At 41.0% G+C, this 15562-nt stretch carries 16 protein-coding genes, 1 tRNA gene and 1 other RNA gene; 3 read left to right on the top strand and 15 right to left on the bottom strand.

The window, feature by feature from the left end; all coding sequences use genetic code 11:
• Positions 1-167 precede the first annotated feature (167 nt).
• Both L6410_RS00515 and L6410_RS00510 read right to left on the bottom strand, forming a co-directional pair.
• Positions 168-521 (bottom strand): ASCH domain-containing protein, encoded by a 354-nt coding sequence (locus tag L6410_RS00515; RefSeq protein WP_014636733.1) that lies wholly within the window; start codon positions 519-521, stop codon positions 168-170.
• Between the two features lies 1 nt (position 522).
• The gene (locus L6410_RS00510) at positions 523-993 is read right to left on the bottom strand and encodes a DUF3013 family protein (protein ID WP_237395577.1); all 471 of its coding nucleotides are present in this window, start codon (positions 991-993) and stop codon (positions 523-525) included.
• Between the two features lie 73 nt (positions 994-1066).
• Between L6410_RS00510 and L6410_RS00505 the strand changes: the two genes are divergently transcribed.
• The 3 genes from L6410_RS00505 to L6410_RS00495 all read left to right on the top strand — a co-directional run bounded on the left by L6410_RS00505 (position 1067) and on the right by L6410_RS00495 (position 2730).
• Entirely contained in the window at positions 1067-2344 is a 1278-nt protein-coding gene (locus L6410_RS00505; RefSeq protein WP_024397541.1) for a replication-associated recombination protein A, read from the top strand.
• A 110-nt stretch (positions 2345-2454) separates the two neighbouring features.
• A non-coding RNA gene (gene ssrS, locus L6410_RS00500) (6S RNA) lies at positions 2455-2648 on the top strand.
• Between the two features lie 9 nt (positions 2649-2657).
• A tRNA-Lys gene (locus tag L6410_RS00495) sits at positions 2658-2730 on the top strand.
• 377 nt (positions 2731-3107) lie between these two features.
• Here the strand turns inward: L6410_RS00495 and L6410_RS00490 are convergent.
• From L6410_RS00490 to L6410_RS00430, 13 genes are all read right to left on the bottom strand, one after another.
• Complete coding sequence (locus L6410_RS00490; RefSeq protein WP_024392830.1) at positions 3108-3578, bottom strand: sigma-70 RNA polymerase sigma factor region 4 domain-containing protein; 471 nt, start codon at positions 3576-3578, stop codon at positions 3108-3110.
• A gap of 182 nt (positions 3579-3760) precedes the next feature.
• Positions 3761-4309: a nucleotidyltransferase family protein gene (locus tag L6410_RS00485; protein WP_237395576.1), complete on the bottom strand. Its 549-nt coding sequence runs from the start codon at positions 4307-4309 to the stop codon at positions 3761-3763.
• A gap of 324 nt (positions 4310-4633) precedes the next feature.
• The gene (locus tag L6410_RS00480; protein ID WP_024392832.1) at positions 4634-4954 is read right to left on the bottom strand and encodes a DUF1292 domain-containing protein; all 321 of its coding nucleotides are present in this window, start codon (positions 4952-4954) and stop codon (positions 4634-4636) included.
• 11 nt (positions 4955-4965) lie between these two features.
• Entirely contained in the window at positions 4966-5385 is a 420-nt protein-coding gene (ruvX, locus tag L6410_RS00475) for a Holliday junction resolvase RuvX (RefSeq protein WP_079269042.1), read from the bottom strand.
• Positions 5385-5651, bottom strand: a complete 267-nt coding sequence (locus tag L6410_RS00470) for an IreB family regulatory phosphoprotein (RefSeq protein ID WP_024392834.1) — start codon at positions 5649-5651, stop codon at positions 5385-5387. The genes ruvX and L6410_RS00470 overlap by 1 nt, the downstream gene beginning before the upstream one ends.
• A gap of 109 nt (positions 5652-5760) precedes the next feature.
• Positions 5761-6159, bottom strand: a complete 399-nt coding sequence (spx, locus tag L6410_RS00465) for a transcriptional regulator Spx (RefSeq protein WP_024392835.1) — start codon at positions 6157-6159, stop codon at positions 5761-5763.
• A 214-nt stretch (positions 6160-6373) separates the two neighbouring features.
• Positions 6374-7528 carry a recombinase RecA gene (recA, locus tag L6410_RS00460; protein WP_024392836.1) on the bottom strand — a complete coding sequence of 385 codons (1155 nt, stop codon included), beginning with the start codon at positions 7526-7528 and terminating at the stop codon, positions 6374-6376.
• 51 nt (positions 7529-7579) lie between these two features.
• Positions 7580-8761 carry a competence/damage-inducible protein A gene (locus L6410_RS00455; protein WP_237395575.1) on the bottom strand — a complete coding sequence of 394 codons (1182 nt, stop codon included), beginning with the start codon at positions 8759-8761 and terminating at the stop codon, positions 7580-7582.
• Between the two features lie 35 nt (positions 8762-8796).
• Positions 8797-9366, bottom strand: a complete 570-nt coding sequence (locus L6410_RS00450; RefSeq protein ID WP_237395574.1) for a DNA-3-methyladenine glycosylase I — start codon at positions 9364-9366, stop codon at positions 8797-8799.
• A 513-nt stretch (positions 9367-9879) separates the two neighbouring features.
• Positions 9880-10470 (bottom strand): Holliday junction branch migration protein RuvA, encoded by a 591-nt coding sequence (ruvA, locus tag L6410_RS00445; protein WP_237395572.1) that lies wholly within the window; start codon positions 10468-10470, stop codon positions 9880-9882.
• A 38-nt stretch (positions 10471-10508) separates the two neighbouring features.
• Positions 10509-12446: a DNA mismatch repair endonuclease MutL gene (gene mutL, locus L6410_RS00440; protein WP_237396594.1), complete on the bottom strand. Its 1938-nt coding sequence runs from the start codon at positions 12444-12446 to the stop codon at positions 10509-10511.
• Positions 12447-12563: 117 nt separating this feature from the next.
• Complete coding sequence (locus L6410_RS00435) at positions 12564-14084, bottom strand: quinol oxidase (protein WP_237395570.1); 1521 nt, start codon at positions 14082-14084, stop codon at positions 12564-12566.
• Positions 14085-14265: 181 nt separating this feature from the next.
• Entirely contained in the window at positions 14266-15486 is a 1221-nt protein-coding gene (locus L6410_RS00430) for a bifunctional folylpolyglutamate synthase/dihydrofolate synthase (protein WP_237395568.1), read from the bottom strand.
• Positions 15487-15562 lie beyond the last annotated feature (76 nt).

Below are 15562 nucleotides of genomic sequence, written 5' to 3'. Positions count from 1 at the left end.
AAAATAACCGTCAGCAAACTTTGACACAGTTCTGACGGTTATTTAATCTAACGAACTGAACCACCGTTTAGCGGTCCTACTGGGCGTTGAGCTGGAACTCAACGTCTTTTCTATTTTTATAATAGCAAAAGTTTCGCCTGCAGTCAAGCAAGAGAGGAAACGGAATGTCAAATAGAATCTATTACCCTCAATTCTATACCTACTGCACCATATTGTTCTAACTGTTCTCGCGAATAGTAAACTTCCATATCTTCTGGTTTCGCCTCTCTGATACTGCTTTGCGTATACCCACAAGATAATAAATCCAGTTCTTTGTATAACTGAGCAAAATTATCAAATATGTGAAGATCTAATACTTGCACCTCGATCGTTTGCGTCTGATTCTCTGTACAATAAAAACGGATGCGATCTCCAATTTGTATATGCTTGCGCTTCTCATCGTAAAGTCGTAGCTCAATGGTCTTCTGACCAGACTTCATCATTTCAAACGGTTTTGGAGCCAGTAACATTTCATGAACCATCTCAATACCTCGGATATGGGTAAAACTCCCCCTCTACCAAGTCTGCCCTGCCTTTTTCAAAGGCCTCGCTATCCCATGCAACCGCAAATTCTTGGGCTTCTGGATCCGCCAAAAAGTCCATGAGGTCATCTAAACCTTGATCGGCGGTGTCCTTGAGAAAACCTGCGAAGTAGGTCAGAAACTCTGCTGAAAAGCCCTTCTTGGCGTCAAATGGCAGAGCAACCAGGTAGTCTTCCTCGTCAAAGCGGGACTTGTCCTGGTTGTAGAATAGGACATACTCCTCTAGGAAAATATCCTCCGCAGAGGCATTGCCTTCGTCGTCCACCGTTTCAATCCCTGCCGCGTTCTGTGCTTCTAAGATGAAAGCCAGCTCAACTGCGTGGTTTTTCTTGTCCCAGTTGAGCTCGTAATCGTAGGTAAAATGTTTGTCCAGTGCCACTTCCAGCACATCTAAAAAGCCATGTTTTGCCATGTCAGTCCTCTTTCGATTTTGTGTTATAATAAGTGTACCATAATCAGCTAACAAAAGAAACGAAAGGAAGCCTATGCCAGCCAATCTCGCCCTTCGTATGCGGCCCAAATCCATTGATGAAGTCATCGGTCAGGAGCACCTGGTCGGTCCTGGAAAGATTATCCGTCGCATGATTGATGCCAATATGCTGTCGTCCATGATTCTCTACGGTCCGCCAGGGATTGGCAAGACCTCGATTGCGTCCGCCATTGCTGGCACGACCAAGTATGCCTTTCGGACCTTTAATGCCACGACAGACAACCAAAAACGCCTGCAGGAAATCGCTGAAGAAGCTAAATTTTCTGGTGGCCTAGTCCTCCTACTCGACGAGATTCACCGTCTCAACAAGACCAAGCAGGACTTTCTGCTTCCTCTTTTGGAAAATGGCAATATCATCATGATTGGGGCAACGACGGAAAATCCCTTCTTCTCGATTCTGCCTGCCATTCGTAGTCGGGTTCAGATTTTTGAATTGCAGCCTTTGCAAACCAGCCATATCCGACAAGCCTTGGAACTGGCTCTGACAGACAGCGAACGTGGTTTTGACTTCCCCGTCACCATTGAACCTGAGGCTCTAGACTTCCTAGCCAATGCTACCAACGGTGACCTTCGTGCCGCCTATAATTCACTAGAGCTGGCTGTGCTTTCTACCAAGGAAAGTGACGACGGCAGTCGCCACATTGATCTGGATGCCGTGGAAAATAGCTTGCAAAAGTCCTACATCAGCATGGACAAGAACGGCGATGCCCACTACGACATTCTCTCAGCCCTACAAAAATCCATTCGGGGTAGCGATGTCAATGCCAGCCTCCACTACGCCGCTCGTTTGATTGAGGCTGAAGACCTACCTAGCCTGGCCCGTCGCTTGACGGTCATTGCCTATGAAGACATTGGCTTGGCCAATCCAGAGGCACAGATTCATACAGTGACTGCCCTTGAAGCCGCCCAAAAAATCGGCTTCCCAGAAGCACGGATTTTGATTGCCAATGTGGTCATTGATTTGGCTCTCTCGCCCAAGTCTAATTCTGCCTATCAGGCTATGGATGCAGCTCTGGCTGATTTGCGGAAAAACGGCCATCTGCCCATTCCAAATCATCTTCGGGACGGTCACTATGCCGGTAGTAAGGAGCTGGGAAATGCTATTGGCTACCAGTATCCGCATGCCTATCCTGAAAAATGGGTGGACCAGCAATACTTGCCCGATAAGTTACTTCATGCGGACTACTTTACCGCCAATGACACCGGTAAATACGAGCGTGCCTTGGGTATGACCCAAGAAAAGATAAAAAATTTGAAAAAAAATAATAGATAAAACCTTGATAACACAAGGTTTTTAACCAATAACGTGTTGGTAACGCTTACATTTTTTAATTTTTTCTCTTGATTTTTCTAAAAAAAGTGGTAAGATTAGATTATAGATAAGAACTGCTGTGGTATACGAATTCATACCTATGTGTTGACCGACTATTTTTGTATTATTAGGGAGACAAAGATCCTCTGACAGTATGCAAGCTGGCGCACCCAGAAGCAACTAAGTCAGAAACGCGTCACCCACCTGCTTCTAGCGTGCGGGATCAATACAAATCATGGATAACCGGTACCAATACAGCATTTTTATTTTTTATCCTTCCTTAGCTCAGCTGGCAGAGCAGCGGACTCTTAATCCGTGGGTCGTAGGTTCGATCCCTACAGGGAGGATTGGTTGATATGTGGGAAACCACCTGTCCGAAGGGGCAGGTGGTTCCTTGCGTAAAAAACAAAAATTCAGTCACAAAGAATCGATATTGCTTCATTCAAAGTAAATATGTAATTAATTTAGATGAATCACCTTGTTTCTTTTAGCAATCGAAGGCTGTGCTTTTGGGAGAGCTCGTCAGTAGAGCGCATCCGTTTTGTCTTTGATTATTAAAATCAATAAGTCGTAAACCAAAAGCCCTTGCTAAGATTCTTCACTTAGTGAGGACTTCTTGTTCATTTTTACTATTCAATGGAGAAACTGTCATAGACACCTATCATGGTATTTTACACGTCCTAAGTTGATAGAAAAAATGCATATTATCCAGTCTTGACCTACCTTATTTAAAATCTGCTAAATAGTCTTGCAAATCACGAATCATTTGTTTTCGGCCACTAAAACTCTGCCCTGCCATCAATTTTTCGTATTGCTCTAGTTGTTCTGAATTTAACTGTTGCCGATAAGACTGTAACATATCTTGCAGAAGAATAAATTCATCGTTAACCAGTCCAGGTGATTTCACAACATGGGATAGGTCATGGATGTCTTCATGTGCCATTCTGTCAAATTTTCTTTTGTAACTTTCTTGCTTGCGTATAACATCCTTTATATGATTTCTAAATTTTACTTTAAAATATACATATAATTTTTCTTTATCATCATATAGCTGGGGTTGTTTTTCTAATAATTCATATAATACCATCATTCCTTCTTGATCCCAGTCTGACTTTTCCCATAACTTGATATAAAATTCTTGACGAGCCTTATGTACAATACCACTAACCTTTGCATAAGTTTGTTCAAATTTCATAAACTATTAACCTCTTAGTTTTTTCTTAATTCGTTGGCTATAGTTTATCGAAAACAAGCAATACTTTACATGACATTTTTGTCCTCTTTTTAGAATGTGGTCATTTTGCTCTCATCATTCAAGCAACGCGAATATACATTTGGATAAATAAAAAAGGCCAAATAGAACTTATCTCTATTTAGCTATTCTTCAAATGAAATGATTATTTGCGGCCATTTGTGATCCCAGTTCTTCTTAGAAGCTCTCGTTTTATACAACTGCATACGGTTTTTGTCCGCTAAAAAATGAGGGGTAGGCCGTACTCTATATTGATAGATATCCTCCAGTCCAAATGGGGCAAACAGCTCCATGTTTCCCTCTTTTAGCAGTCGTACACCAACAGCTGTACATCTTTCTGGAAATTTTTCAATTGCATCTTTTGATGACTGGTAAGGAAGACTGTTCGGACTGTGAATATGCATAAAGACCTGATTTTTTAATTCCCATTTATATTCTGGATACATATAATGCAAATAGTTTTCTATTTCTAAAGTTTTTTCATAGGATATTCCTTCGTCAAAGAATACAATATCAACATCAGTTGTCCTATCAAAATGGTATTGATTCCAGATGAAATTACGAATCGTCCCAGCACATAGCCAAGAATCTTTTAAATCAAGTTCCCTAACGATTTCCAAAATCCTAATGATATCTGAGTTTGCTCTCAAATACTTTTCCAGTTCTCCACTCATCTCATTCTCCAGCTCAACAAAACTTCCTAGTACAATCGTTTTCCAGAAGGAGGGTCTAGTTCTTCAGAGTAGAATCCTCGATTAAACCAACCAAAAAACTTCACTCTTCTATTTCCGATTTCTGGCTGGAACAGTCTCTTCCCAGACTGTTCCACTTCACTGGACCTTAATTCGCTTTCTTGTTTTCAGGCTCATGATGCATGCCTCGCCTTACTGTTTCTTAGCTCGGGCTGAAACAGTCTATCCCCAGACTGTTTCACTCCACTGGACCTTAATTCGCTCTATTGTTTTCAGGCTCATGATAAAAAGGTCCACTGGACCTTTTTATTCCTCTTCCATAAAGCTGTTGAAAACTTCTTCAATCATATCCCATTCTGCTGTTGCGTCTTCTGGGATAGGTTGCAAATCGCCTTCTGTGCCGTTCTCATTTTCAATGTATGAGTAGGCTTGGATTTCAACTTCTCCGTTCTCATCCTCTTCTGCACTAGCAGGAATCAGGAGGACGTAGTTCTTTCCAAATTCTTCCTGACCATCAATTGTCAACAAGATTTCAAAAAGTGTTTCATTACCTTGATCGTCTACTAAAGTAATCAATTCAGGTTCGTCGTGATTATGGTCATGTTCATGATCGTGATGGTGTGCCATAGGTGTCTCCTTTAAAATGTTCTATCTAAATAATTTTGCAAAATCAGCTGAGCTGCTAATTTGTCAATAACTTTTTTACGTTTTCCTCGACTAATGTCTGCTTGTTCAATTAGCATTCGCTCTGCTGCAACAGTTGTCAACCGTTCGTCCTGATAATCTACCGGAAGTTTGTATCGCTCGGTTAATAAATCACCGTAAGCTTGACTAGCTTCTACTCGAGGGCCACTTGTATTGTTCATATTCTTTGGTAAGCCAACAACGAACTTATCAACCTTGTATTGTTCAACAAGCTCTGTCAATCGTTCCAAGCCAAATTCACCCTTGTCTTCATCAATCGGAATGATTTCCAAACCTTGAGCTGTAAAACCTAATGGATCTGAAATAGCGACCCCTACAGTTTTAGAACCAACATCTAATCCCATTATTCTCATTAAAGGTCTATCCCATTCCCTTTCAGGTAATAGCGTACCAATTCTTCAATGATTTCATCACGTTCATGCTTACGAATCTGGTTACGCGCGTCATTATAACGCGGAATATAAGCAGGGTCCCCGCTCAATACATAACCGATGATTTGGTTAATTGGATTGTAGCCCTTCTCTTCCAAAGAACGATAAACACTAATCAATGTTTTGCTGATTTCCTGCTTATCGGTATCATCTAGACGAAAACGAACAGTTTCTTCCGTGAATCCCATACTTACACCTTCTTTCATTTTATGGTCTAGTCATTATACCATATTTGGACATTTTTCTCAAATAAATAAACGAAGAGAACCCTGTATTTTAGAGCTCTCTCAACACAATTTATAAAGCTGCTCTCATGCGGGCCTGTGCATTCTCAACATTTCTTACAGAACGAGGTAAAAATGCACGGATATCATCTTCCTTATAGCCAACTTGGAGTCTTTTCTCATCAATTAATATTGGACTTTTTAAAATGCGAGGATTAGAGGTAATCAAATCGATTACTTCGTTCACACTTAACTCCTCAATATCAAAATCTAAACTTTTTGCATAACGATTTTTCGATGAAACAATGCTTGCAATCCCATTTTCAGTCTTTGTTAAGATGTTAAGAATTTCTTCTTTTGTAATTGCCTCTTTTCCCAAATTGTGTTCATTATAGGATAGTTGATGTGCATTCAACCAATTCTTTGCTTTTTTACAAGAGGTACAACTAGATACTGTATAAATTTTTATCATGTAGTCACTCCTTTGCTACATTTTATTAAGCACATTATATTACATTATACCATATAAATACTCAGTCTGTAGACCTATTTTTTAGAAAAACTCAAAATTTATTGGCGAAAATTCGGAAAATCCCAATTAAAATTCCTCAAAATATACGTTTCTTTCGTGGTTATTCTCCTAAAAAAGAGAAAAGGGAGAAATCTTTCCCTCCCATTTCAACATCCTAATCTTCTAACTCAATGCCACCATCTAGATCAAGTACAACATCTTGTATATCTTCAACAGCAATCGTCTTTTCTTCTGCTTCCACTACTTCTTGTTCTTCATCCGCTTCAATCAAACCATAGTGAATACGAATCTTACGGTCGATTTCATCAAAGATTGCTGGATTGTCTGCCAAGAATTTCTTAGCATTTTCAGAGCCTTGTCCGATTTTTTCTCCATTATAAGAATACCAGGCACCTGCTTTTTGAATAATACCAAGGTTGCTACCGATCTCGATTAATTCACCTGTGCGAGAAATTCCCTCTCCATACATGATTTCAACGACAGCTTCCTTAAACGGAGGAGCTACCTTATTCTTCACAATCTTGACCTTGGTTTCCTTACCAACGTTTTGATCTTTTTGATCGCCAGTACCTTTGATCTGCGTATTTCCGCGGACATCCATACGAACAGATGCATAGAACTTAAGAGCACGTCCACCAGGTGTTGTTTCAGGGTTACCAAACATCACCCCAACTTTTTCACGTAACTGGTTGATAAAGATAGCAATTGTCTTGGTCTTGTTGATAGAAGCTGACAGCTTACGCATAGCCTGACTCATCATGCGTGCTTGCAAACCTACGTGACTATCACCAATATCACCATCAATTTCTGCACGAGGTACAAGAGCTGCTACAGAGTCAACGACAACTAAGTCAACCGCGCCAGAGTCAATCAACTTACCTGCAATCTCAAGACCTTGTTCCCCTGAGTCTGGTTGCGACAAAAGTAATTCATCAATATTTACCCCTAGGGCTGCTGCATAGGCTGGATCCAAAGCATGTTCTGCATCAATAAAGGCTGCAATTCCACCTTCTTTCTGTGCTTGAGCCACAGCATGAAGAGCAACTGTTGTCTTACCTGAACTTTCTGGACCATAAATTTCAATGATACGCCCTTTGGGATAACCACCTGCCCCAAGCGCAATATCAATAGACAGACTACCTGAGCTCATAACTTGAACCTTTTGCTCTGCACGTTCACCGAGACGCATGACAGCTCCCTTACCAAAATCTTTTTCAATAGATTTTAGTGCATCATCCAGCGCTTTTTTACGTTCATCTCCAAATTTTTTTGTAATATCTTCTAGTTTTTTTCCTGGTTTCTTAGCCAATGATTTTCTCCTCTTTTCTTAGTCAAACTATTATAGCAAATATCTGCTATTTCACAAAGTGTTTCGTACAAAATCTAACGCCTGTAAACAAGCAAGTTGTCGAAGGTATTGCCATGAATAACCTCCTAAATCTACCTCTTTTTTGGAAATCCCCGAGGTACTGGCCAAGGCTAGATATACTCTAGCAAGTACGTTGTCTATTGTTGATTCTGGCTCGACTGCCACCGACACTACTAGCCCTAAATCAGCTTGTAGTTCCTCCCGAATACGACTTGCTTCTTCTGATAACCCGCCCGATTCTGTCCCTAGCTGACCGATGATTTTTCCTCCGCTATAATACGGCTGACCAGCCAAAGCCAGACTCAATTCTGCTTGTAATAAACCACCTGTTCCATGCTCTAGGATGCCCAAAGATTGTTTCTCTTCCTCTAAAAGAGTCGCTACGGTTTTAACCAAACTATTATCATCCCCATATGCATAGAAAAAATCTCTCAAATGGTCACGTTGCAATATCTCTTCTTCCAACTGATTCAAACGCACGTTCGCTTCTTCCTGACTATCTGCCTTCGTAGATAAACGAAGCGTCACCTCTCCAACTTTTGCATAAGGCGCAAGAGTCGGGTCTGTCTGCTTGTCAATCAAGTCAGCCAAAACAGTTACCAACTGGCTTTCGCCAATGCCAAAAAAGCGTAGGACACGCGAGTAAAGTTGCTGCTGAGATTGAGTCAAAAAAGGTAACAGACTCTCAGAAAACATAGCCTTGAGTTCACTTGGTGGTCCGGGCAAAACAATATAGGTCACACCATCTTGCTCAAGCATACCACCAACAGCTAAACCAGCTGGGTTCTGTAGCGCCTGACTTCCCTCCACAATCTGTGCTTGACGCTCATTATTAGGTGTGCGAACTCGACCTGGTCGACTGGCAAAGAAACGGTCTAATTTTGCCATCGCTAGTTCGTCAACAACCAACTCCTTTTGCAAAAATGTTGCTAAAGTTTGCTTAGTCAAGTCGTCTTCAGTTGGACCTAAACCACCACATAAAATGACCATATCACTCCGTTTACTTGCAATTTCAAGTACAGACAATAGTCGCTGTTCATTATCACCTACAGCAGTGTGGAAGTATACATCAATACCTAGCTCTGCACATTTTTCTGACAAGAATTGAGCATTCGTATTCACAATTTGACCTGTCAATATTTCTGTTCCAACAGCAATTAATTCTGCTTTCATGTTCCTCCCTAACTAAGATACGATTGCTCGCTCATCTAATTAATTCGTAATTTCTTTCCAGTTTCACAGGTTTCTTCATGGTCATTTAAAAGACCTGCGGCCTGCAAATAGGAGTAAATACAGACAGGCCCTACAAACTTGAAACCTCGTTTCTTCAAATCTTTTGAAATCCGCTCAGACAAGTCATTCTTGGTCGGCAATTCTCGGAAGGACTTGACAGGGTTGTCAATTGTTGCACCGTTCACCCATTCCCAAAGATACGTATCAAACGTACCGAATTCCTCCTGTACTCGAAGAAAAGCCTGGGCATTGGCACGGGTAGCGTACAGCTTTGCCTTGTGACGGATGATATGTGGATTATCCAAAAGTGCATCCAAATCTTCATCGGTCATTGTTGCAACCTTTTGAATATTATAGTTGAAAAATGCGGAGCGAAAAGCCTGCCGTTTGTTGAGAACAATTTCCCAGGAAAGTCCTGCTTGGTAGGATTCCAAGCAAAGCAACTCAAACAAAGACTGCTCATCGTGAAGTGGCTTGCCCCATTCTTCATCATGGTAAGCAATATAAAGTGGATTATTTAGATTAACCCAAGCACAACGGGACATAGAAACTCCTTTTTACATACGGTTCACTTAATACTTTTAGCTACTTAATTCAGCAAGCATCATACTAGTACGTTAATTGAACACGGACTAAGGACTGTGAGAAACATAACCCTAAGTCCTAAATATCACCGAATAACGCAGTTGACATCTGGCAAGAGGCGTCGTTAAAACTCGCCTCTTACCTAGCTGTCATTGCGGAGGTCTCACAACGAAATTTCTAACAAAATTTCTGTTCGGCCGTCTATTTCCTCTTTGTCCTTTACGTCCTTTGTATCTGGACACGACATGAGCCGCAAAAATCGATATTATTTTTGTGGCGAATTAGTAAGGTACCTAGGCAAGTCGCAAATAGCGATTGCCGTAGTAGGATGAGTTACTTTAGTAACCATCATACTGGTACGTTAATTGAACACGGACTAAGGACTGTGAGAAAAAGATAAACCTGCCTAGAGCCTAAAGGCTCTGCGTTAGGTTTCCTATTTTCTCTTTGTCCTTTACGTCCTTTGTATCTTATCACTTCATCAACATTTTAAGGGCTGACTTGATGTAGTTTTCGGCGGTGTCGTTGGTTCCTTCAAAGAATTTCTTGATTTTCTTGAGTTCGGCTGGTCGGTAACCAAGGGCTTCCATGGCTTCCATAGCTTCTTCGAGGGCGATATTTTCACTGGATGGTGCTATTTGTTGAACAGGACTCGCTTCTTCGCTCATGACAAACTTGCCTTCCAAGTCCAAAATCATCTGCTGGGCTGTTTTCTTGCCAATCTTTGGAAACTTGGTCAGGTAGGTAATGTTTTTCTGCTCAATGGCACGAACAAGCCCATCATTATCATCGACAGCAATAATAGCCAGAGCTGTTGTTGGACCAATACCTGATACTGAAATCAGACTCAGAAAGACGGATTTTTCATTTTCTGTAGCAAATCCGTAGAGCAGATGAGCATCCTCACGAATCGCCTGATGAGTATAGACAGTCACTTCTTGCTGGACTTGTCCTGAATAGGCGTAGGGATTCGCAACCTGCAAGATATAGCCTACTCCATGCGTTTCTACCACAATGTATTTTGCAGTTATTTTCGTTAAAATACCTTTGATATAGTCGTACATATACTTCCTTTGCTAATGTGTCAACTTTTTCAACTATGTTAATATTTCCCCAATTCTCGCAAACTCGTGTGATTTTCTTGAATGCGACGGAACATTTTTTCCATATCCGATTTGCTAAAATGCACTAAGACTGGGCGACCGTGCGGGCAGTTATAGGGATTTTGGCAGTAAGACAATTGTCTCAATAAATCACGCGCCGAATAATCATCCAAAGCATGGTTGGCCTTGATTGACCGTTTACAAGACATCATGATAGCCAGTTCTGCCCGATACTGCTTGATAGACACCTGATCCGTCAAAAGCAACATGTCGCACATCTCATAAATGCCAGACTCAATCTCTTCTTCCTTCATCCAAATAGGATGTTCACGCAGAATAAATTGATTAGCTCCATATTCTTCTAAGTTGACACCAACTTGACGAAGAGCATCCATTTTGTGGACAAGGTTAAGGGCATCATTCTGCGGAAATTCAAAAATATATGGCACCAATAACTGTTGAGCTGAATTGTCAACCTGTCCAATTTTCTCACGATAGTATTCGTATTTGACCCTCTCTTGTGCGGCATGCTGGTCAATGATATAAAGTCCTGTCTTGCCTTGTGCAAATAAATACGTCCCATGCATTTGACCAAAATATTCTAACTCTGGAAATGTCGATGTTTCCTCCCGGTCTAATTTATCTGCCAGTTTTGCCAATTCTTTTGCACTTAGATTAGGATGCTCCTGATCTCCTGATTCCACCGACTGACGTTCTGCAAATTGAACGGATGTCGGTTTATTTTCGACAGGCGACTCAACAATCTCTTGCCTATCCTCTTCGAGAGGTTTGACATCCTCAGCGACCACATCTGGTTTTAAGAAGAAGTCTTGCTTAATCGTATCATAATAGATTTTTGGCTCTTTGAGTGGTAAGGTGCCTTGCTCTACTTTTACTTTTGGTCGAGTACTTGACTGAGCTAAATTCTCAAGAGCATCTGGTATCAAGTCCTGCTCTTTAAGCGCTTGACTAATCGCCTCTCGAATCAAGGTCATAAGTTCTTTTTCCTTGGAGATGCGAACTTCCTGCTTGGTCGGATGCACATTGACATCAGCAAGATAAGGGTCAATTTCTATAGAAATGACTGCCAGCGGAAAGCGTCCAACCATCAACTTACTACCATAACCTTCCAAAATCGCTCGATTCAGCAAAAAATTCTTGATATAGCGACCATTGATGAAAATGGAAATGTAGTTGCGGTTGGCACGAGTCAACTCTGGCAAGGAAACGTAACCTGAAATCTGAAAATCCAGATCTTCTGCCTCAATTTCAACCATTTTTTTGGCAGAAGCAATCCCATAAATCCCTGAAATTGCCTGACGAAGTTTCCCTGTCCCTGCAGTTCTAATTAATTCTCGTCCTTCGTTTACTAAGGCAAAAGCTATTTCCGGATGAGCTAGACTCAATCGATTTACAACATCAACAATATGTGATAATTCAGCCTGTTGACTGCGAACGTATTTGAGACGAGCAGGGGTATTGTAAAATAAATCCGAAACAGTAATCTGCGTACCAACTGGACGACTAACTGGCTCCTCTTTCTTGATGACACCGCCTTTGGCCTCCAAATGAAGTCCATGTGCAGAGTCTGCCGTAGCTGTCTCAATAACCATCTGACTGACAGAAGCAATGGAAGGCAGAGCTTCTCCACGAAAACCGAGGGTGCGAATACGAAACAAATCCGATTGATTTTTTATCTTACTGGTGGCGTGACGGCGGAGGGCAAGCGCTACTTCATCAGGGGCAATCCCCTCACCGTTATCCGTGATTTGAATCATTTTAAGGCCAGCCTCTTCAACACTAATTTCAATTTGACTAGCCCCTGCGTCAATGGAATTTTCCACCAACTCCTTAACCACACTGGCTGGTCGCTCAATGACCTCACCAGCCGCAATCTGGTTGGCTAGTATTTCTGGTAGTTCAATAATATGTGACATCATTTCTCCTACATTCTTTTGATAATTTTTCCTGAGTACTTATTTTTCCATTATACCACATATCCACTTTCCCTCCTTTTCCTAGATAAGCTAAAGAAAAAATGACTGCCTGAGCAATCATTCATTCTTTTGATAAATAATAAAATGGTCCGTTGTTTGAACAGCTTTATATTGAGATTCGAGAATTGTTTTCACCTTGTCTAACATGGAAATATATTTATTTACAACCACGTATTTTGCTTCACTCTTATTTAAGTCGTATATCAAACTATTCACATTTTCATCTGTATTTAGAAATGGCTCTGCTGTCGTTATCGTCGCTGCCGATAAACGCTGGCTTGAAAGGTAAACACCTGCACTATTATCCCAAGCATAAACTTTGTCTGAGTTTTCTGTTTGGCTACTGATGTACTGGGCAACTTCTTGACGATCGGCTCTTAAACCTCCTTGAACTAAGTAAATATAGGCAGGTTGTGCAAGAATTCCTAATCCAATAAATACAGGTAGAAAGAAATGACGACGTGCATAACTACTATTAGTATCCTCATGTTCCTCCTGAGTATGTATTACCGCCATCACAAATCCATATGGCAAAAGTAGGACCAATTGACTCCACTGAAAATGTGCACTTCCAACGATGAAAATTAATTGAATAGTGAATACTAGTAACATTAAGACCTTAATGTAAGTATATTTTTCTTGTCTAAATGAAAATAAGGTTTGGATGGCATTTTTTACAAATCCAGACAATAGGAGGAAAAGAATGACAATTGTCAAATCCATAAATACTGTCGCATGTTGAAAATCTAAACGAAGATTATATAAAAAGGTCTGCTGAATTGCTGTTCCTAAAACTTGTGCTTCAAATGCATAATACCCGACCGAATACAAAATAAGCAGAAATCCAAAAACAGCTGCTAATAATTGGTAAAATCCGCGAGCCACCTGATGGTGCTGAACATTGTATACAACTAAAACTATGCCTGCTACTACCCAAAGAATTAAGCTTTTCGGATAGATAAGAAAAACGAGGGCGGCATCTATGCCATAAAGAATAAATGCTTCGTCAGTCACTGCGTTCTCAAAGTAACGAACTAAAAACCAGATGCTGGTTAAAATGAAAGGGAGGGCAAACATCTCAGCATACAATCCTCCGAAGCCAAGAGCAAAGATGAATATATAAAACCAATGGCTTGCACTAAGGGCAACTTTTTCGGACCGGCTAAAATAAGCAATAATCTTATAAAAATAGACTCCTGCTATCAGCAATGCGATGAATTGGAGAACGCCAAAAATGATAAAGTTTCCACCCACATTCCCTAATAAGGCCAATAAGTAAAATAATAAACCACTTGTTCCAAAAAAATCACCGTATGGAATTTGGCCCTTCATCATGGCCATTCCTGCATATAAATTCTGAGTCTGTATGTTGGTCGCAAACGATGTTAGCAACGGGTTTGCTACGCTACAAAAACTTAAGACAATACTCCAGACAAGCGCTGGCCAAACCTTTGTTTTTAATATTGTCTTACCAAATTCTTTGTTTAGCTTAACTGACTGCTTACGTGATGCTCTACGGCTACGTCGATAGGTTGCTTCGTGATCAACGACCTCAGAAACTATTTCTAATTCTGTCATTTTTTTCTCCTCAGATTTGCTTTTCTTATTATATCAAAAAGCCCTCCCAATGTCATTTCCTATCGGGAGTTCTAAACATTTTCACTCCATGCTAATTCGCAAAAAATAAGGCTCTTTGGCGTTTTTTGTTCCTTTGAGAAGCTTTTTTCTACAATGTTCAACCGTTCATTTGAAAAGTTGCTTATTTTATAAAATTCTGACGAACTTCTGAGATAAAGTAGAGAGAGCCAGTGATAATCAAAATCCCTTGCCCTTCAGATTGCCACTTCTCAATAAATTGTTGATAATCCGCAACAAAGTCTCGATCTTGTTGATTCTCCTCGGACAAGGCACCGTCATAAGCAAAGCTGGTCAAAATAAGGGGAACATGAGGCAGTCTTTTCTCTAACAATCCCAACATTTCTTGAAAGTCCTTACGCCGAAGGGCCGAAAAGAGAATAGTAACAGGTTCTTCTTGTTCTTGAATAAATTCAACAAGACGTTCGATAGCTGGGACATTGTGGGCTCCATCCAAATAGATTTTCTGCTCTTGAGCAACCAATTCCAAGCGACCAGGCCAGCTGGTTTGGGCAAGAGCTTGTTGAATCAACTGAGGCTGAATGTCTTTTTGGATATTGGTCATATAGAGTAGAAAAGTTTGTAGGGCTACGGCCGCATTCTCTTCTTGGTGATGGCCAGCCAGACCCAAAACCAATTCTGACAGGTCGATGTCCGGATTGCTGAACTGTCCTGCTTTATAGGTGAATTCCTGACCAAATTGGTAGACAGGTGCTTGTTTGTCAAGGGCAATTTGTCGACAGATGGCTGTGGTTTCTGGAAAAAGTGGTCCAAGGACGACAGGCACGTTTTCTTTGATAATCCCTGCTTTCTGCTCTGCTATTTCCCTTAAAGTCGAGCCTAGTAAATCCTGATGGTCCACGCCGATGGAGGTGATAACGCTTAGGGCTGGGGCCACGACATTCGTCGTATCCAAAAGCCCTCCGATGCCCACCTCTACTAGTGCCACATCGGGTTGTTGAGCTTCGAAATAGAGGAACATAATGAGCACCATGACCTCAAAATAGCGAAAAGGCTCATAACGAGTGGCGATTTCCTGCTCCAAATCGTAGACTTTCTGTAAATAGTGCTGAAAATCATGGTCTGAAATGGGCTGGCTGTCAATACAAATCCTGTCGTGCACACTCACCATGTGGGGGGATACAAAACTTCCAACACGCATACCATGTGCCTGAAATAGCTGGCGCATAAAGGCAATGGTCGATCCCTTGCCATTAGTTCCAGCGACATGAATGACCGGAACTGCAAACTGGGGATTCCCTAGCAGTTCTAGGGCATACTCAATCTTTTCCATCTTGTAATGAAAAACCTGACCTTGTTTGGTGTTTAACCAATTTTCTAACATAGCCACCTCCTACATACTGTCTAGTATAACAAAAAAGCTAACTACGTAGTTAGCTTTTTTCGTATTTTTAGTCAGC

This window comes from Streptococcus parasuis, from assembly GCF_021654455.1.
Classification (GTDB): domain Bacteria; phylum Bacillota; class Bacilli; order Lactobacillales; family Streptococcaceae; genus Streptococcus; species Streptococcus parasuis.
Note: the sequence above shows the minus strand (reverse complement) of the source record. Positions and strands in the feature narration are given on the sequence as shown.